At 72.2% G+C, this 18,010-nt stretch carries 21 protein-coding genes; 8 read left to right on the forward strand and 13 right to left on the reverse strand.

Annotated features, from left to right (window positions below; genetic code table 11):
- Window positions 1-61 precede the first annotated feature (61 nt).
- From ASG36_RS22935 to ASG36_RS22430, 3 genes are all read right to left on the reverse strand, one after another.
- Entirely contained in the window at window positions 62-475 is a 414-nt protein-coding gene (locus ASG36_RS22935; RefSeq protein ID WP_157498993.1) for an SDR family NAD(P)-dependent oxidoreductase, read from the reverse strand.
- Window positions 476-554: 79 nt separating this feature from the next.
- Window positions 555-899 (reverse strand): SDR family NAD(P)-dependent oxidoreductase, encoded by a 345-nt coding sequence (locus ASG36_RS22940; RefSeq protein WP_255354656.1) that lies wholly within the window; start codon window positions 897-899, stop codon window positions 555-557.
- 27 nt (window positions 900-926) lie between these two features.
- Window positions 927-1,145 (reverse strand): SDR family oxidoreductase, encoded by a 219-nt coding sequence (locus ASG36_RS22430; protein ID WP_235495324.1) that lies wholly within the window; start codon window positions 1,143-1,145, stop codon window positions 927-929.
- Between the two features lie 228 nt (window positions 1,146-1,373).
- Between ASG36_RS22430 and ASG36_RS19875 the strand changes: the two genes are divergently transcribed.
- Together ASG36_RS19875 and ASG36_RS19880 are read left to right on the forward strand one after the other, a co-directional pair.
- Entirely contained in the window at window positions 1,374-2,402 is a 1,029-nt protein-coding gene (locus ASG36_RS19875) for a methylenetetrahydrofolate reductase C-terminal domain-containing protein (RefSeq protein WP_235495326.1), read from the forward strand.
- The gene (locus ASG36_RS19880; RefSeq protein WP_235495327.1) at window positions 2,399-3,169 is read left to right on the forward strand and encodes a methyltransferase domain-containing protein; all 771 of its coding nucleotides are present in this window, start codon (window positions 2,399-2,401) and stop codon (window positions 3,167-3,169) included. The genes ASG36_RS19875 and ASG36_RS19880 overlap by 4 nt, the downstream gene beginning before the upstream one ends.
- A 40-nt stretch (window positions 3,170-3,209) precedes the next feature.
- Here the strand turns inward: ASG36_RS19880 and ASG36_RS22945 are convergent, their stop codons facing one another.
- From ASG36_RS22945 to ASG36_RS19925, 10 genes are all read right to left on the reverse strand, one after another.
- A complete protein-coding gene (locus tag ASG36_RS22945; RefSeq protein ID WP_255354657.1) occupies window positions 3,210-3,344 on the reverse strand; it encodes a hypothetical protein in 135 nt (44 codons plus the stop codon).
- Window positions 3,345-3,499: 155 nt separating this feature from the next.
- Window positions 3,500-4,168 carry a CoA transferase subunit B gene (locus ASG36_RS19885; RefSeq protein ID WP_055768333.1) on the reverse strand — a complete coding sequence of 223 codons (669 nt, stop codon included), beginning with the start codon at window positions 4,166-4,168 and terminating at the stop codon, window positions 3,500-3,502.
- Between the two features lie 3 nt (window positions 4,169-4,171).
- Window positions 4,172-4,945, reverse strand: a complete 774-nt coding sequence (locus ASG36_RS19890; RefSeq protein ID WP_055768335.1) for a CoA transferase subunit A — start codon at window positions 4,943-4,945, stop codon at window positions 4,172-4,174.
- Between the two features lie 35 nt (window positions 4,946-4,980).
- Complete coding sequence (locus ASG36_RS19895) at window positions 4,981-6,417, reverse strand: NAD-dependent succinate-semialdehyde dehydrogenase (RefSeq protein WP_235495329.1); 1,437 nt, start codon at window positions 6,415-6,417, stop codon at window positions 4,981-4,983.
- Window positions 6,414-7,628 (reverse strand): iron-containing alcohol dehydrogenase, encoded by a 1,215-nt coding sequence (locus ASG36_RS19900; protein WP_200944591.1) that lies wholly within the window; start codon window positions 7,626-7,628, stop codon window positions 6,414-6,416. The genes ASG36_RS19895 and ASG36_RS19900 overlap by 4 nt, the downstream gene beginning before the upstream one ends.
- On the reverse strand, window positions 7,621-8,391 hold the full coding sequence (locus tag ASG36_RS19905; RefSeq protein ID WP_055768342.1) for an SDR family NAD(P)-dependent oxidoreductase: 771 nt from the start codon (window positions 8,389-8,391) through the stop codon (window positions 7,621-7,623). Before ASG36_RS19905 ends, ASG36_RS19900 begins: the two co-directional genes overlap by 8 nt.
- Window positions 8,388-9,206 carry an HpcH/HpaI aldolase/citrate lyase family protein gene (locus ASG36_RS22435; protein WP_200944592.1) on the reverse strand — a complete coding sequence of 273 codons (819 nt, stop codon included), beginning with the start codon at window positions 9,204-9,206 and terminating at the stop codon, window positions 8,388-8,390. The genes ASG36_RS19905 and ASG36_RS22435 overlap by 4 nt, the downstream gene beginning before the upstream one ends.
- The gene (locus ASG36_RS22440; protein ID WP_055768344.1) at window positions 9,203-10,120 is read right to left on the reverse strand and encodes a hypothetical protein; all 918 of its coding nucleotides are present in this window, start codon (window positions 10,118-10,120) and stop codon (window positions 9,203-9,205) included. The genes ASG36_RS22435 and ASG36_RS22440 overlap by 4 nt, the downstream gene beginning before the upstream one ends.
- Window positions 10,117-11,064, reverse strand: a complete 948-nt coding sequence (locus ASG36_RS19920; protein ID WP_055768346.1) for a 3-keto-5-aminohexanoate cleavage protein — start codon at window positions 11,062-11,064, stop codon at window positions 10,117-10,119. Before ASG36_RS19920 ends, ASG36_RS22440 begins: the two co-directional genes overlap by 4 nt.
- Entirely contained in the window at window positions 11,061-11,984 is a 924-nt protein-coding gene (locus tag ASG36_RS19925; protein WP_055768349.1) for a DUF6282 family protein, read from the reverse strand. Before ASG36_RS19925 ends, ASG36_RS19920 begins: the two co-directional genes overlap by 4 nt.
- A gap of 179 nt (window positions 11,985-12,163) precedes the next feature.
- On the opposite strand from ASG36_RS19925, the gene ASG36_RS19930 reads away from it, so the two are divergent.
- From ASG36_RS19930 to ASG36_RS19955, 6 genes are all read left to right on the forward strand, one after another.
- A complete protein-coding gene (locus ASG36_RS19930) occupies window positions 12,164-12,958 on the forward strand; it encodes a helix-turn-helix domain-containing protein (RefSeq protein WP_055768352.1) in 795 nt (264 codons plus the stop codon).
- A 110-nt stretch (window positions 12,959-13,068) separates the two neighbouring features.
- A complete protein-coding gene (locus ASG36_RS19935) occupies window positions 13,069-13,896 on the forward strand; it encodes an ABC transporter permease (RefSeq protein WP_055768355.1) in 828 nt (275 codons plus the stop codon).
- Window positions 13,893-14,786: an ABC transporter permease gene (locus tag ASG36_RS19940; RefSeq protein ID WP_082523350.1), complete on the forward strand. Its 894-nt coding sequence runs from the start codon at window positions 13,893-13,895 to the stop codon at window positions 14,784-14,786. Before ASG36_RS19935 ends, ASG36_RS19940 begins: the two co-directional genes overlap by 4 nt.
- Window positions 14,783-15,916: an ABC transporter ATP-binding protein gene (locus ASG36_RS19945; protein WP_055768358.1), complete on the forward strand. Its 1,134-nt coding sequence runs from the start codon at window positions 14,783-14,785 to the stop codon at window positions 15,914-15,916. Before ASG36_RS19940 ends, ASG36_RS19945 begins: the two co-directional genes overlap by 4 nt.
- A gap of 235 nt (window positions 15,917-16,151) precedes the next feature.
- Window positions 16,152-17,183, forward strand: coding sequence for an extracellular solute-binding protein (locus ASG36_RS19950; RefSeq protein WP_055768361.1), 1,032 nt, complete (start codon window positions 16,152-16,154; stop codon window positions 17,181-17,183).
- 60 nt (window positions 17,184-17,243) lie between these two features.
- On the forward strand, window positions 17,244-17,984 hold the full coding sequence (locus ASG36_RS19955) for an IclR family transcriptional regulator (protein WP_055768364.1): 741 nt from the start codon (window positions 17,244-17,246) through the stop codon (window positions 17,982-17,984).
- The last annotated feature ends 26 nt before the right edge of the window (window positions 17,985-18,010 follow it).

Here is an 18,010-nt window from a genome sequence, read left to right on the forward strand (position 1 = left end):
CCTCGCCGCGTTCGCGGTCGTGGTCGTCCTTGCCGGTCTCGGTGCCCCGTCGTCCCTGGACCTAGCCGGCCGTGACGCCCATGTCCACCGGGAGCACGACGCCGGTGATGAAGGCAGCGTCGTCGGACGCCAGCCAGGCCACCGCGTTGGCCATGTCGCGCCCGGTGAGCCACGGCTTGGTCTTCAGCACGTTCATCCCGGCGAACACCGGCTCGACGTCCTCGCGGGTGGGGTGCTCCAGATCGGGGCGGAACAGGGAGAAGACCGCGTCGTTCATGACCAGGGGGGTGTCCACGTTGCCCGGGGCGATGCTGTTGACCCGGATGCCGTGCTCGCCGTTCTCCAGGGCGAGGACCTTGGTCAGGTAGATGACCGCGGCCTTGGTGGCCCCGTAGTCGCCCAGGTGCAGCATCGGCTTGATGCCCGCCCCGGAGCTGGTGATCACGATCGACCCGCCACGGCCGGCCTCGATCATCGAGGCAGCACCGCCTTGGCGGTGTGCCAGACGCCGGTCAGGTTGACGTCCAGGGTGGTCTGCCAGTCCTCCTCGGTGATCAGGTGGGCCTTGGTGCTGCCCCTGACGTCCCGGCGTTGGCGACCGCGATGTCGATGCGGCCGAACTCGGCGAGGCCCTCGTCGACCACGGCCTGCACGGCGGCCATGTCCCGGGTGTCGGCCGGCCGGGCGACGATGCGTCGGTCCAGGGCCTCCACCGCCGCGACGGTCTCGGCCAGGTCGGCCTCGGTCGACGCCGGGATCAGCGGGCGGCCGACGATCGGTCCACAGATGTCCAGGGCCATCATGTCCGCGCCCTCCTCGGCCAGCCGGATCGCGTGTGCCCGGCCCTGGCCGCGTGCGGCACCGGTGATGAAGGCGACCTTGCCCTCAAGCGTGCCCATGTCGTGCTCCTGTCGTTGGGGGGGGTGTCAGACCTTGGTGGCGCCGTGGTCGACCGGCAGCTGGACGCCGGTCATGGTGCGGCTGTCGTCGCTGGCCAGGAACAGCACGGCGGCGGCGATGTCCTCGGGCTGGGAGACCGGTGGGGTGAACCAGGCCTGGCCCATCGACGCCGCGTAGGAGGGGTTGTCGCCGAACACCCGGGCGCCGTCGGCGCCCAGCTCGCCCATGGCGGTGGCCACGCCCACGGGTGCACGGTGTTGACCCGGACGGCCACGGGTGGCGACGCCCGGGACCACCTCGTCCACTGCCTCGAGGCCCTGCGCACCTGGTCGCTGCCCGGCACTGCCTGAGCGGCACCGGCCCCGCTCGTGGCCGGCGCCGAGGACCGCTGACACCTCGCCGAGGCCCACCTCCCTCGCGAGGCCGGCGGCGTCGGGCGGTTCGCACCCCCGGTCCGTGGGCAGCGCCTGGGGGTGACGACGACCGCCGTGGACGCCGCCCGGATCGGCTGTCCCAAGAGGATGGTCTTCGGGCCCTGCGGGGGCGTGCGCGACGACGGCCGGTGCGAGCTCGCCGACCACCCGTGCCCCTTCCTCACCGAGCCGGCCCCCGGCTGGTCCACGCCGGTCGTCAGGCCCGCACCGCGGCCGGGCGGTCTGCTGGCCCGCGCCGAGCACGGGCCCGTCGTCCTCACCGACCTCACTGCTGCGCCGGGCGACCTGGCCTCGGTGCGGTCGGTGGTGGCGGTGCTGGCCGGGGTGAGCGACGGCCTGCTCACCGCCGAGCACCAGGACCAGCCCGACCTGCCCCCGACCCTGGTCGCCGCCGAGGTGGTCGCCGCCGGCGGCCGGCCCTGGGTCACCCTGGCCTGCCGGGACCGCAACCAGCTCGTCCTGGAGCAGGAGTTGGCCGGTCTCGCGGCTGTCGGGGTGGACGGCGTGCTCTGCGTGACCGGCGACGGCCGAGGACCGGGGGTGCGTCCGGGGGTGACCCAGGTCTTCGACCTCGACGGGCCCCGGCTCACCGCACTGGCCGCCCGGGCCGGGCTGAGCGCCGCCGTCCCCGAGTCGCCGCAGACCCCGCCGACCGCCGGCCGACCGGCGCGCGTGGCGCTCAAGCAGCAGGCCGGCGCCGCCCTCTGCGTGCTCAACCACGTGTCCGGTGCGGCCCGGGTGGCGGCGTTCGTGGCGGCTGCCCGGGCAGCCGGGGCCACGCTGCCGTTCCTGGCCTCGGTCGCGGTCTACAGCGACGAGCCGTCGGCACGGACGCTGCAGCGCTTCCCCGGCCTGCACCTGGACGGCACCGCTGTCGAACGGGTGCTCGCCGCCCCGGACCCGGTCGAGGCCGGTATCGCCGCAGCCGTCGCCGAGGCCCGGGCACTGCTCGCGGTGCCCGGGGTGGTCGGGGTCAATCTGTCCGGACGGGCCGCCGACCGCGGGGGTCTGGACGGAGCACGGGTCAAGGCCGAGGTGGCACGACGGATCCGAGAGGAACAGGCATGAGCGAACTGGACAGCGCCGCGATGGAGGACGAGTTCGACGTCACCGCGGCGTGGACCGAGGAGGCCGCGCGGGTGCTCGGGCCGGGGCACGCCGTCCCTGCGGGCTGCCGGGGCTCGGGCAGCGTCGGATCACTGCGCTGGCTCGCCGACCGCCTGGCCCTGCACCCGGGTGACCTGCTCGTCGATGCCGGGGCGGGGGTCGGCGGCCCGGCCGCGTGGGCGGCCGGTGACCGGCAGGTGCGCCCGGTCTGCCTGGAGCCCATGGCCGGTGCGGTGCACGCCTCCCGCCACCTGTTCGGGCTGCCGTCGGCCGTCGCGATGGGGCAGTCGCTCCCCTTGCTCGACGGCATCACCGCGGCCGCCTGGAGCCTGGGGGTCCTCTGCACCACCGACGACAAGGCCGGCGCGCTGACCGAGCTGCACCGGGTCCTGCGCCCCGGAGGCCGGTTGGGACTGCTCGTCTTCGTGCAGGCGGTCGACCCGCTGCCCACTCCCGCGCCGGTGGGGAACTCGTTCCCCACCGACGACGACCTGGACGACCTGCTCGGGGCTGCGGGCTTCGACGTGATCGACCGAGCGGTCGCCGACCTGGACGACAACCCACCCGGCTGGGACGACGCAGCCGACGCGGTGGACGCCGAGATGGAGCGCAGGCACGGCGCGGACCCCCGCTTCCGCCGCTCCACCCAGCAGTCCGGGCGGATGGGAGCGCTGCTGTCCGCGGGAGCGGTGCGGCCGACGCTGGTGGTGGCCGTCCGCCGGGCCTGACCTGGGCGTCGTCGCGGTCGCGCCAGTACGAAGGCCAGTGTCAGGACGACGGACCGGTGGGCAGTCCGGCCCCGGGCCGGCCGTCGGACCCCGGGATGACCACCCCGTTGACCATCAGGTCCGACCCGCAGCGGGAGCGGAAGACGATCGTCCCCTCGGCAGCTCCGACGAACACCCAGCTCGAGTCCGCGCGACCCGCAGTGCTCGAGGACGTCCCGGGAGTCCGACTGCCTGGCCGGCGAGCCAGCAGGGTCCGCAGGCGGCCCAGCGGTCCGGGCGACCCGGACGGTCGGACTCGACCGCTGACAGCACGGCCCGGGCCCACCCGAGTCACGCAGGTGCGCCCACGGCCATCTCGCGGACGTCGTCGACGACCGCGAGCGGTGCGCCGGTGGCTGTCACGACGTCCTCGACTGACACGCCTGGGGCGGTCTCGCGCAGGAGGAATCCGATGGGGGTGACGTCGATGACGGCGAGGTCGGTGATGACGCGGTCGACGCAGGCCTTGCCTGTGAGCGGGAGGGTGCACTCCTCGACGAGCTTGGGGGATCCGTCGCGGGCGACGTGTTCCATCATGATGATCACCGCGCGGGCTCCGTGGACGAGGTCCATCGCCCCGCCCATGCCGTTGACCATCTTGCCGGGGATCAGCCAGTTGGCGAGGTCCCCGCGGGGGTTGACCTGCATGGCGCCCAGGACGGCGACGTCGATGTGCTTGCCGCGGATCATCCCGAACGACAGCGCGGAGTCGAAGAAGCTGGCGCCGGGCTGCAGGGTGATGGTCTCCTTGCCGGCGTTGATCAGGTCCGGGTCCTCCTCGCCCTCGAAGGGGTAGGGGCCCACGCCCAGGACGCCGTTCTCCGACTGCAGCACCACGTGCACGCCGTCGGGGATGAAGTTCGGGACCAGGGTCGGCATGCCGATCCCGAGGTTGACGTACTGGCCGTCCTGCAGGTCCAGGGCGACGCGGGCGGCGAGTTGGTCACGGGTCAGAGCCATCGGTCAGGCCTCCTGGGGGGTGCTGGCGGGGCGGGGCCGGGTGGTGCGCTTCTCGATGTCCTTGCCCTCGACACCGACCTCCACGACGCGCTGCACGAAGACCCCGGGCAGGTGGATGGACTCCGGGAGGATCTCCCCGGGCTCGACCAGCCGCTCGACCTCGGCGATGGTCACGGTCCCGGCCATCGCGCACAGCGGGTTGAAGTTGCGCGCGGACTCGTGGAAGACGAGGTTGCCGTGCCGGTCACCGACCGCGGCCCGGACGAGGGCGAAGTCGGCGGTGAGCGCGGTCTCCAACACGAAGTCCTGGCCGTCGAAGTCGCGGGTCTCCTTCGGTTCGCTGGTGAGCACGACGTTCCCCTCGACGTCGTAGCGGACCGGGATCCCGCCGTCGGCGACCATCGTGCCCACCCCGGTGGGGGTGAAGAACGCCGGGATGCCGCAGCCGCCGGCGCGCAGCCGCTCGGCCAGGGTGCCCTGGGGGGTGAGCTCCACGTCGAGCTGACCGGACAGGTAGAGCCGGGCCAGCTCCTTGTTGCCACCGACGAAGGAGGAGATCGTCTTGGCGATCCGCCCGGCGTAGAGCAGCACCCCGAGTGCTGCGTCGTCGACCCCGCAGTTGTTGCTGATCGTGGTCAGCCGGTCCGCGCCCTGGGCGAGGAGCGCGTCGATCAGCTTGATCGGCACCCCGCAGAGCCCGAAACCACCCACCGCCAACGACGAGCCGGCACCGATGTCGGCGACCGCCTCGGCTGTGCTGGCAACGACCTTGTCCATGTCCGCCCTCCTCCGGGGTGCTGAGGGGTCGGCGATCATGCGGTCAGCGCGATGTACTTCTCCTCGAGGAACTCCAAGATCCCCTCGGAGCTCCCCTCCCGGCCCAGCCCGCTCTGCTTCACCCCGCCGAAGGGTGCGGCCGGATCACTGACGACCCCGCGGTTGACCGCGACCATCCCGGACTCCAGTCGCCGGGCGACCGCCATGGCCTCCCGCTCCTCGCCGAACACGTAGGCCATGAGCCCGAACTCGGTGTCGTTGGCCATCGCCACGGCCTCGTCCACGTCGCTGTAGCGGACGACGGGGGTCACCGGACCGAAGACCTCGGTGCGGGTGATCGCCGACCCGTGCCGGACCCCGCTCAGCAGCGTCGCGTCGTAGAAGGCACCGACCTCGTGCGACGTCCCGCCGCGGACGACGGTCGCGCCCTCGGCCACCGCCTCCTCGACCAGCGAGGCCACCTTGTCCCGCTCGCCGGTGGAGACCAGCGCGCCCAGGGTGTTGCGGCGGTCGAGCCCTGGTCCGACCGTGACCTGCGCCAGGGCGCTGTCCATCCGTGCCACGAACTCGTCGTGCACGGAGTCGTGCACGTAGAACCGGTTGGCTGCCGTGCAGGCGGCGCCGCCGTTGCGCATCTTGGCCAGCAGCGCACCGGCCACGGCCTCCTCGAGGTCGGCGCCGGGGAGGACGACGAGGGGCGCGTTGCCACCCAGTTCCATGGAGGCGCTGACCACCGAGTCCGCGCAGGCGTGCAGGAGCGCACGACCGACCTCGGTGGAGCCGGTGAAGGACAGCTTGCGGACCTCCGGCCTGTCGAGCATGGCACGCACCGGGACGTCCGGCGGGGTCGGCATGACCAGGTTGACCACCCCGCGGGGCACCCCGGCCCGGTGCAGCACGTCCACGACGTAGCCGGCGGTCAGCGGGGTCTCCGGCGCGGGCTTGAGGATCGTGGTGCAGCCGGCGGCCAGCGCCGGGGCGAGCTTGCGGGTGGCCATCGCGGCCGGGAAGTTCCACGGGGTGATGAGCAGCGACACCCCGATCGGCTGGCGGTCCACGACCATCCGCTTGTCCCCCGCCGGCGAGAGCCGGTAGTCCCCGGGCACGCGGACGGCCTCCTCGGCGAACCAGCGGAAGAACTCGGTGGCGTACGCGGCTTCGCCGATGGCGTCACCCCAGGACTTGCCGTTCTCCCGGACCATCAGCTCCGCGAGCTGTTCGGCCTCGGCGGTGAGGATGTCGAAGACGGTGCGCAGCAGCTCGCTGCGCACGCGTGGGGCGGTCGCCGCCCAGCCCTCGGCGGCCGCAGCCGCGGCGTCGACGGCGTCCATGCAGTCCTGCTCGGTGGCCACCGCTACGTCGGCGATGACGGAGAGGTCGGCGGGGTCCAGGACGTCCAGACGCTCGCCACCGGATCCCGGGCGCCACCTGCCGTCGATGTAGAGGTCGGTGTGCAGCGGGGTGTCGGTCACGAGGCGCTCCCTGCGTAGGCGTGTTCGAGGACGTCGAGCAGGAGCTCGGGCGTGGGGTCCACCGGTGCGATGGCCAGGAGTCGGGCCGAACGCAGGCCCAGTTCGACGATGCGGGGCAGCTGGTCCCGGGTGATCCCGATGGCGGCGAGGTCGGCGGGGACGCCGATCGCGGCGTTCATCTCCGCGACCCGGGCCCGGGTGCGTTCGGCGGAGGACTCGGCCGGGGCGATGCCCTCCAGAGCCGCACCCAGGGCAGCGAGCCGGTCTGCGGCCACCGGACGGACGGCGTCCATCACGTAGGGCAGCAGCAGTCCGGTCCCCAGGCCGTGCGGGGTCTTGGTCATCGCCCCGATCGGGTACTGCAGGGCGTGGCACAGGTGGGTGCCGGTGGACCCGAACGCGACGCCGGCCAGCAGCGCCCCGCGAGCCACCTCCTCCCGGGCCACCCTGTTGCCCGGCTGGGCCACGGCCACCGGCAGCCAGGGGCCCAGGTGGGCCGCGGCCTGCAGGGACAGCGGCTCGGCCAGGGCGTTGCGGCCGGTGAACACCGGCAGCGGCGACGTCCAGTCCACCTCCAGGAACCGTGCCGTGTAGGACTCGACGGCGTGCACCAGGGCGTCGATCCCGGAGAACGCGGTCACCGGGGCGGGGGCGCCGAGGGTCAGCTCGGGATCGACGACGGCGGCGACGGGCACCAGGAACGGGCTGGAGATCCCGACCTTGAGCTCCCGGTCGGGGTCGGAGACGACGGCGACGGGGGTGACCTCGGAACCGGTCCCCGCGGTGGTGGGGACCGCGACGACCGGCAACACCGGACCGGGCACCTGGTTCTCGCCGTAGTACCGGCTCAGTGGGCCCTCGTGGGTGCACAGCAGGGCGAGGACCTTCGCCGCGTCCAGTGCGCTGCCGCCGCCGATGGCCAGCACCACGTCTGCGCCGAACCCGCGGGCCACCTCGGCCCCGGCGACCAGGCTGTCGACGGGCAGCTCCGGGGTGACGTCGGCGTGCACGTGCAGCTCGAGGCCGACCGCGGTCAACCGGTCCACCGTCTCGGTGAGCACCGGTGTGCCCAGCAGGAAGGGGTCGACGACCGCGAGCACCCGGCGGCCGTGCAGGGCGAGGACCTCGGGCAGCTGGTGGCGGGCGCCGTACCCGACGTGCACCCGGGCCGGCAGCCGCAGCGTGCCGACGGGGCTGAGGGAGTCAGGCAAGGAACCCACCGTCCACGGGGAGGACGACGCCGGACAGGTGCCCCGCCCGGTCGCCGAGCAGGAAGGACACCGCGGCCGCGACGTCCCGACCGGTCCCGGTCTTGCGCAGCGGCGTCGCTGCGACGCGGGCCTCGACGCCGCCGGGGATCGCCCGCCGCGTGGCGTCCAGCATCGGGGACTCGGTGGGGCCGGGGGCGACGGCGTTGACCCGGACGCCTAGCGGTCCCAGGTCGTGCGCGGCGGTCTTGGTCAAGCCGATGACGGCGTGCTTGGAGGCCTGGTAGGCGCCCATGCCGGAGCTGCCGCGCAGTCCGCCGATGCTGCTGACGTTGACGATGGAGCCCTGCCCCTGGGCGACCATGACCCTGGCCTCCTCGCGCAGGCACAGCCAGGTGCCCTTGACGTTGACGGCCATCAGCTGGTCGAAGTCGGCCTCGGAGACCTGGTCCAGCCGGCCGGCCTGGGTCGCAGCGGCGTTGTTCAGCGCGCCGTCCAGCCGCCCGAACCGCTCGACGGTCGCGTCGACGAACCGGGCGACGTCCCAGGCCCGGGAGACGTCGCCGGTGCTGGAGGCGACGTCGTGGCCGGCGGCGGTGAGCTCGTCGGTGATCGCGGCCAGGGGGCCGGCGGAGCGGGCGACGAGCATGAGGCGGGCGCCGTCCTCGGCGAGCAGTCGGGCGGCCTCGGCGCCGATGCCACTGCTGGCGCCGACGACGAGGACCACCCGCCCCTCCAGGGGGCGGTGGGGCGTGGAGTGGGTCATGACGTCCTTCCTGCTGTGGGGTGGGGGTCGAGCGTGGGGAGTGGCACGCTCCGGGCGGCCTGCACCGCGGCCGTGGCGGCGGCGCCGAACAGGCTCGCGTCGTTGCTGAGCATCGTGAACCCGAACCCGGCCTCCAGAGCCGCTCGAACGGCCTCGGCGGTGGCCCCGCCGGCGTTGCCGACCGGCACCCCGGCAGCCCGGGCGCCGCGGACCGCCTCGGCGATGAGGTCCTGGACGACGGGGTCGGAGACGGCGGCGCCCTGGCTGACTGCGAGGTCGGCGGCCCCGACGAGGAGGGCGTCGATGCCGTCCACCCCGCCGATCGCGGCGGCCTGCCGGGCGGCGTCGGCGCTCTCCACCTGGGCGATGAGCACGACCTCCTCCTGTCCGTAGCGGAGGTACTCCTCCAGTGGCAGCGCCCCCCAGTCCCCCGCGCGGCTGGTGGCGCCGACGCCGCGGGTGCCTCGTGGCGGGAAGCGCACCGCGGCGGCCGCAGCCTGCGCCTGCTCGACGGTGTCCACGTGCGGCACCATCACGCCCTCGGCGCCGGCGTCGAGGACCCGCTGGACGAGACCGGGGTGCAGGTCGGGCACCCGGACCACCGCGGGCAGTCCCGCGTGCCGGGCGAGGCCGATGAGCCCGGACGCGGACTCCAGGTCCATCGGGGAGTGCTCCAGGTCCAGGACGACGAAGTCGAACCCGGCGATCGCGACGAGCTCCAGCAGCTCGGTCGAGGCGATCTTCAGCCAGGTGCCCAGAGCCGGCCGGGACGTGTCGGCGAGGGCCGCACGCAGCAGGCTGCGCCGGGGGCTCACGAGGCGGGGCGGGGGTAGTCCTCGGCGTTGACCACCCAGCCGGAGGCGGCGAAGTCCGCCCGGGGCGGGGAGAACAGGTCGATGAGCTGCTGGTACGGGCCGACACCCTGGGTGGTGTGCACGGTGGGCGGGGGGATGACGCAGATCGACGGTGTGGCGATCTCCCGGCTCTCGTCGGGTCGCCACTGCGCGGAGTCCGGGCCCCACGGGTAGCGGATGTGGTGCACGAAGCGGCCCTTGACCGCCATCGACACCTGTTCGAAGTCGTCGTGGTGGTGCGGGGACAGCTTGTGCGGCGGGCGCGGGGTGGGCTCCTCGGCGAGGAAGTTCACCATCAGGTTGGTCGTCCGGAAGACCCGCCCGAACCGTCCCTCCACGACGGGGTGCTCGGCCAGCGGGTAGACCCGCAGCGCGAAACCGCCGACGGGGTCCGGCCCGGGCACCATCGGCGTCGCCCGGGGGTCGGGCTCGGCGTAGACCTCGGCGTTGAGTGCGGCTGCGGCGAGGTCCTCGGCGACGACGGAGAAGACCCGGATGAGCGGGCCGTCGGTCTGTACCCGGATCTCGCTGTCCCCGGGAGGGACGACCACCAGCGCCTCGTCGTCGACAACGCGGGTGGCACCGCCGGCCTGCACCTGGATGGCGCTGCTGTCGGAGTGCACGAGCACCAGGTACTCGTCGGGCTGGCCGGTCCGGCTGAACACGTCCCCGGCGCGGGCGTCGGTGTAGGCGACCACCATGTTGGCGGCCCGGGCGATCCAGGTCCGGCTGCCGGCGCGGGTGGTCTCGGTGGGCGGCAGGGCCAGGAACTCCACCCACTGCGAGGGCCGGATGGGGGTGCCGGCGTCCACGGTGCGGGTCGGCGCCACGGGGGCCAGTGTCGAGCGGATGTCGTCGGCTGCGTAGGTGGTCATGCGCGGGCGCTCCTGTCGGTGGTGGGGGTGGTGCGACCGCGCAGCCCGAGCTGGGCGCGGGCGTCGTCGGGGGTGGCGATCTGCTTGCCCATGTCCTCGAGGACGGCGCGGATCTTGGTGACCTGCTGGGCATTGCTCTCGGCGAGGCGGCCCTTGCCGATCCAGAGGCTGTCCTCCAGGCCGACCCGGACGTGCCCGCCGAGCCAGGCGCTGTGGGTGCCGAACTCGAACTGGCTGCGGCCGGCGGCGAAGGCGGAGAAGGCGTAGTCGTCGCCGAAGAGCTTGTCGGCGATGCGGACCATGTGCGCGAGGTTCTCGTGGTCGGCCCCGATGCCGCCGAGGATCCCGAACACGCCCTGGACCAGGAACGGCGGCTCAGCCAGGCCCTTGTCCACGAAGTGCGCCAGGGAGTAGAGGTGGCCGATGTCGTAGCACTCGAACTCGAACTTGGTCCCGCGGTCCCCGAGCACGCGCAGGGTGTGCTCGATCCGGTCGAAGGTGTTGATGAAGGGGTGCGACCAGGTGTTGCGCACGTAGGGCTCTTCCCAGTCGTGCTGCCACGCGGTGACCTTGTCCGCGATCCCCGAGTACACGAAGTTCATCGAGCCCATGTTCATCGAGGCGAGCTCGGGCTCGAAGCGCAGTGCGCCGGCCAGCCGCTCATCCATGGTCATCGCCGAGGAACCGCCGGTGGTGATGTTGACGACGACGTCGGTGGCCTCGGTGATGCGCGGGACGATCTGCTCGAAGACCTCGGCCTCGAACGCCGGCCGGCCGTCGGGGTGCCGGGCGTGCAGGTGCACCACGGCCGACCCCGCCTCGATCGCCTCCAGCGCGGAGGCGACCACCTGATCGGCCGAGAGCGGCAGGTGCGGGCTCTGCGAGGGCACGTTGACCGAGCCGGTCACCGCGGTCGTGATGACGACCTTCTCCGCCCGCTTCACCGGTTGGTCTCCTCGAGGCCCAGCAGGAACGCGGTGTTGCGACAGGTCATCTGCCGGATGTCCTCGGCCTTGATGCCGTGGTCGAGCAGCTGCTGGACGATCAGCAGGTAGGCGTCCACCGGCAGTGGGTTGCCGACCTGGCCGAGGTCGGAGTCCAGCACCGTGCGCTCCGGGCCGATCTTGTGGATCCAGTCCACGAGCTGCTCGATCGGCCAGTGCGGGGCGGCGACGTCGGGGTGGTACATCGACAGCTCGTGCTCGATGAACGCACCGTGCCCCAGCATCTCCTCGATCGCGGTCTCCGAGGCGTTGATGATGTAGTCCGGGTGGTGCACCAGCAGCCGCTTCACCCCGTTGCGGGCCGCGGTGGCGAAGAAGGCGGACATGGACTCACCGTCCAGGTGACCGCCCGTCAGCAGGATCCCGGCGTCGGAGACGAGCCTGGTCACCAGGTCGGCCTGCTGGGAGACCGCGCCGGTCGAGTCGAAGACCGACACCTCCTCCTCGTAGAGGTTGCCGGTGTTGTTGGGGAAACCGTCGTCGTGCTGGTGGGCGAGCAGGTGCTGACCGGCTGAGACGGTCGGGCCCCAGACGCAACGCCCGCCCATCAGCACGGCCACGGCCACGGCCGACGGGTTCATCCCGCCCACCTCGGAGTTCATCGCGACCCCGCCGTAGACCGGGGTGGGCGCCTGCGCCAGCTGCGGCCCCATCGCCAACACGTCCATGGCGGTGTTGTGGTGGTGGGACTTCACGAGGATCGCGCGCATCCCGATGCGAGCCCCGTCGTGGGACGCCTCGACGTGGTCGAGTCGGCGGGGGAACGGGCTGGGACCCGAGTGGCAGTGCAGGTCGACGGTGCCGTCGAGGACCTGCAGCAGTGCCGGCGACGGTGACGTACCGGCCTCCGTGGTGGTCATGACCTGGTGCCTCCGTTGTTCGTATCGTGAGCTTGGAGTTCACGCTATGCACAATGAGCGGGCCGCGTCTAGGGGCGCCAGCAACTTTGTTCGTCATGTGAAACCAGTGATTGCATGATGAACAAACTGCTGCTTCACTCCGTGACGTGGACCGCACCGACGTCACGAGAGGAGGCACCGTGGAGACGCTGCGTCACCCGGCAGGCGGACCGTCGCGGGGTCCTGGTCACGCCGCGGCCGCGAACACGAGCGAGTCCGAGGGCGGGCTGATCCAGGCGATCGACCGGGCCGCGAACATCCTGGCGCTGTTGGACCAGGACACCGGCACCCTCAGCGCGCCCCTCGTCGCGGAGCGGCTGGGACTCAACAGGACGACGGCGCACCGTTACCTGCAGTCCCTGCGGCGCTCGGGCTTCCTCAGTGCGACCGGTGGACCCGGGCCACTGCTCGACCAGCTGTCCGCGCTCACCTCGGTCCGCCAGCAGATCCTCACCACGGCGCCGGCGATCATGCGTCAGTTGTCGGACACGACCGGTCTGACCACGGTGCTGAGCTTCCTGGGACGCACGGGGGCCGTCGTCACCCTCGTCGAGGAGCCACTGCAGGGCACCATCCTCATCACCGTCCGCATCGGCACGGTGCTCGAGGTGCGGGCCGCCCAGACCCGGGCCCTGCTGGCCTTCCAGTCCGACCCCACGGCCGTCACCCGCGCGCACGCCCGCCTCACCGACGCAGAGGCCGCGGTCGAGCGACAGGTGCTCCACGAGGTCCGCCAGCAGCGCGTCGCCTGGGCCGACCTGGGCAGGGCCGGCCTGGCCTCTGTCGCCGTCCCCGTGCTGGCCACCTACGACGTCCAGGCTGCGATGGCGCTGATCGGCACCACCACGATGGTCGACCGGGCATCCGGGGCGACCAACCAGGTGCGCGCCCTGCGCGGCGCCGCCGCCACGCTCAGCTCGACCGTGTCGGGCTGAGAGGAGAGGAACCCGTGACACAGACCGTTCTCGAACCAGGCACCGCACAGGGCACGTCATCGGAGCAGTCGCCGGCCCCAGCAGGACGTCGCCGACCACGGCCGCACTGGTTGCTCCTGCTGCCGGCGCTGGCGCTGGTCATCGCCGTGCTGGTGCTGCCACTCGGCCAGAGCCTGCTCCGCAGCATCGGCGCCCCGGCCACCTTGACCGGGGAGCACTACACCGAGCTGTTCACCGACGGGGTGACCCTCCGGGTCCTCTGGCGCACCGTGCAGACGGCGGTGCTGGTCACCGTCATCGCGTTCGCGCTGGGCTACCCCTACGCCTACGTGATGACCCGCGTCGGGCCCCGCATGCGGGCACTCCTGCTGGTCGTCGTCCTCGTGCCGTTCTGGACCTCGGTGATGGCCCGCAACTTCGCCTGGATCCTCATCCTCCAGCGCGGGGGGCCCGTCGACTCCTTCTTCGGCCTCTTCGGCCTGGACGTCGTGCTCTACGGCAAGCAGGCCGGCGTGGTCATCGCCATGAGCCAGGTGCTCCTGCCGTTCATGGTGCTCCCGCTGTTCAGCGCCTTGAGCGGCATCGACCGTCGGCTGCTGCTGGCAGCACAGAGCCTGGGATCGCGTCCTCTCGTCGCGTTCTGGAAGGTCTACTGGCCGCTGTCCCGAGGCGGTGTGACCGCCGGACTCATCCTCGTCTTCACCCTCAGCCTCGGCTTCTACGTCACCCCGGCGCTGCTGGGCACACCACAGGAGTCCCTGGTGGCCCAGCTGCTGGCCGCCCGCACCACCCAGCTCCTGGACTTCGAGGGCGCCGGCGCCCTCGGCATGGTCGTCCTCGTGGCCACCCTCGGACTCGTCGCCTGGGCCAACCGGCTCGGCGGGACCGTGTCGGCCATCGGGGTCGTCGCCACCAGCACCCCGGAGGGCAAGCGATGACCGCGACCACCGAGCGTCCGACCGTCGGGACGCACGGGCCTGCCCCGCGCCGGGCCCAGACCCCCCGGGTGCGACGGGCCGGGCGACGCCCGGGCCTGGACGCCGTGCCGTGGTGGCTGCGGCTGCTGGCCGCCGCGGTCGCGCTGTTCTTCGTCCTGCCGACGCTCTTCGTCATCCCGATGAGCTTCAGCTCCTCGACGACCTTCTCCTTCCCGCCGCAGGGCTTCTCCCTGGACCTTTACCGGAACTTCTTCACCGACCCGGTCTGGCTGACGTCCCTGCGCAACTCGGTGTTCGTCGCCACGGCCGCGGCCGTGCTCGCCACGGTGGTCGGCACCGCCGCCGCCGTCGGTCTGCACGCGCTCACCGGCCGGGTCGCGGGCCTCGCCCGCACGGTGCTGATGATCTCCATCGTCACCCCCGGCATCGTCGTCGCCGTAGCGGTCTACGTGTCCTTCCTGCGCTGGCACCTCGTCGGCAGCTTCTGGGGGTACACGCTGGCGCACGCCGCGATCGGCGTCCCGTTCGTCGTCGTCTCGGTGACCAGCGCACTCGGGGGCTTCGACGCCAAGCTGCTGCGCGCAGCAGCCTCCCTGGGGGCCTCCCCGTGGCGGGCGTTCCGGAGCGTGACGCTCCCGCTCATCAGCCGCGGCGTCGTCACCGGGGCGGTGTTCGCCTTCGTGACCTCCTTCGACGAGGTCGTCATCGCCCTCTTCCTGCGCTCCCCCACGTTCCAGACGCTCCCCGTCCAGATGTTCAACAGCGTCACCTTCGAGGTCGACCCGACCATCGCGGCGTCCTCGAGCCTCGTGGTCACCGTCGTCACCGTCATCTGCCTGGTCCCGCTGCTGCTGAGCCGCACACGTCCCTCCCGTCAGGAGAAACCGTGACCACCACGTCCAGCCACGTCGCCCCGCCCACCGCCACCCGGTCGGGAACCCAGATCCAGCTCACCGAGGTGACCAAGGACTACGGCCAGGCAGCCCCCGCGGTCGACGCGGTCTCCCTGACCATCGAGCCCGGGGAGTTCATGACGCTGCTGGGGCCCAGCGGGTCGGGCAAGACGACCACGCTCAACCTCATCGCCGGCTTCGAGTCCCTGACGTCGGGGCACGTCTCCCTCGACGACCGCGACGTCAGCGACCTGCCCCCACACAAGCGCGACCTGGGGATGCTCTTCCAGAACTACGCGCTCTTCCCGCACATGACGGTGGCCCAGAACGTGGCCTACCCCCTCCGGGAACGACGCGTGCCCAAGGCCGAGATCGCCCGTCGCGTGGCGGCGGTCCTCGAGCTGGTGCAGCTGACCGGGCGGGACGACGCCGTCCCCACGCAGTTGTCCGGGGGGCAGCAGCAGCGCGTCGCCCTCGCGCGGGCCATCGTCTTCGACCCCAAGGCGCTGCTGCTCGACGAGCCACTGGGAGCCCTGGACCGCAATCTGCGCGGCGCCCTGCAGGCCGAGATCCAACGCATCCACCGCGAGGTGGGCTCGACGTTCGTCTTCGTCACCCACGACCAGGAAGAGGCGATGAGCCTCTCGGACCGGATCGCGTTGTTCAACGCCGGGCGCATCGAGCAGGTCGGGACCCCGCAGGAGCTCTACGCGGCCCCCGAGACCCTCTTCACCGCTCGCTTCCTCGGCGACTCGACGTTCTTCCCGCTCCGCGGGATGGACGAGCGGTCCCTCGGGTGGGGTCGTTCGACGTGGTCCCTGGCCCCGGGGTCGGTCGCCGCCCGAGCCCGGACGGCGCCCACCACCGCACTGGTGGTGCGACCCGAGGACGTCCGCGTCGTGCCCACCGAGGGCGACGTCCCGGCCGGCGCCAACCACGTCGCCGCGACCCTGACCGACGTCCAGTACCTGGGCTCCTACCGCACGGCCGTGCTGTCCGTACCCGGCGGCGACGAGCCCGCCGTCGTCGGCCGCGCCCGGGTCGACGCCATGGAGTCCGAGCTGTCCGTGGGCCAGTCCGTGGTGGCCTGGTGGCCCGTCGCCAGGCAGCGCGTCGTGGCCGGCTGACCCGCCGTCGGCGGACCCTGCGCGGCCGCCTGGTCACGATGCGGACCGCCGTGTCGCATGACGGAGAAAGGCGGCGAGAAAGGGCGGCGGCGCCTTGTCGGGTGAGTCGGCTCACCCTTACGTTCACTCAGCGATCCAGATCTTCACATCGCGAACATCCTGGGGCAGACCGCCCCCGACACGAAGGACAGTGACAACGGTGCCACGAACAACCCGTGCGCTCGGGACCCTCGGTGTGGTCCTGCTCCTGACCACGATGGCGGCCTGCGGAGGTGACAGCGGCACCCCGAACGCCTCGGCGGACGAGGCGACGCTGACCTTCGTCGGCTACGGCGGCGACGGTCAGGACGCGATGATCGCCAACTGGCAGGAGCCCTACACCGAGGCCAACCCCGGCATCACGTTCGTCAACACCTCACCGCCGGACTTCGCCCAGGTGCAGGCCCAGGTCGAGGCCGATGCCGTGACGTGGGACGTCATCGCGGCCGCACCAGCTGCCGCGCAGCAGAACTGCGGCACCCTCTTCGAGGAGATCGAGTACACCGGGGTGAGCGAGGACGACCTGGTCGAGGGCGCGGTTGGTGACTGCTACGTCGGGAACTTCGTGCTGTCCACTCCCTTCGCCTACCGCACGGACTCCTTCCCGGACCCGGCGACGGCACCGACCTCGGTCGAGGACTTCTTCGACACCGAGGCCTTCCCCGGTCAGCGCGGGCTGGTCACCAACGTCCAGAACGGCATCCTGGAGTACCCGCTGCTCGCCGACGGTGTCGCACCCGACGACCTGTACCCCCTCGACGTGGACCGTGCACTGGAGCGGCTGGACACCATCCGGGACGTCACGACGTTCGCTCCCAACGTCGGTGCGTTGCAGCAGGCAGTCGGCAGTGGCCAGGTCGACATGTTCTTCCTGCCCGACTCCCGCCTCGTCCCGCTGCTGGACCAGGGGGTGGACATCACCATCGTGTGGGACACGACCGTGACGTCGCTGAACGCTCTCGCCATCCCCAAGGGGACACCCAACCTCGCCGCCGCCCAGGCCTTCGCCTCCTCGGTCACCAGCCCCGAGCCTGCCGCCGGCATCGCCCGGGACCTGGGTGTCAGCCCGGTCAACACCTCGGCCCCGCTGGACCTGTCACCCAACGCCGAGCTCGTCCAGTACAACGGTCCGGCCAACACCGGCGAGACGGTCTCGCAGGACCTCGACTGGTACGGCGAGAACTACAACGACGCCGTGCAACGCCTGACCATCTGGCTGGCCGGCTGACCCGGACCGGCCCCGCACCGCTGCGCCGGTGCGGGGTCGGTCGCCGACTACCGTGCGGCCATGCCGAACGCAGACGACGCCCAGGTATCGACCGCTGACATCCGGTCGGTCGCCAGGGTCGGTCAGATCTGCGCGCTCTTCGGTCCCGACGCCCCTGAGCTCACCGCAGCAGAGGTCGCCGAGAGCACCGGACTCAACCGCACCACCGCCTACCGGTACTGCACCTCGATGGCCAGCGCCGGGATCCTCGACAAGGGCAGCCGCCGGGGGACGTTCTCCCTCGGGCGACTGATGCTCGAGCTCGGCGTCCTGGCGCTGGGCCGCGACGGCGTCGTGGACCTCGCCCGACCACACCTGGAACGGCTGCGGACCGCGACCCGGTCGACGGCCGTGCTGAGCATCCGGGGCACCCAGGGCGCCGTCGTCGCCCTGGTCGAGGAGGACACCAGCCGGTCGGTGGTGGTGACCGTGCGCCCGGGCACCAAGTTGGACCGCAACGCCGCCCAGTCGCTGCTGATGGAGGCCTTCGGCGATCCGCTGACGGACACCGACTCACCGGACTCCTCACCGGCCGACCGGGCCCGACACCAGCAGGAGGTCTACGAGGCCCGGAAGAACGGCCACAGCGTCGCGTGGCAGGAGAGCACCTTCGCCGTCGCCGCCCCGGTGTTCGGCAGCCGCGGGCTCGTTGCGACCGTGGCACTCCTGGGCGCCGGCGAACTGGACCTGGCTCTGCTGCTCGCGCCCTTGACGTCGACCGCCGCAGCCCTCACCGCCGAGCTCGGGGGTGAGGCTGACTGAACCGACCCCACCACCGTCTCGAGAGG

It is taken from the genome of Geodermatophilus sp. Leaf369 (genome assembly GCF_001424455.1).
Classification (GTDB): domain Bacteria; phylum Actinomycetota; class Actinomycetes; order Mycobacteriales; family Geodermatophilaceae; genus Klenkia.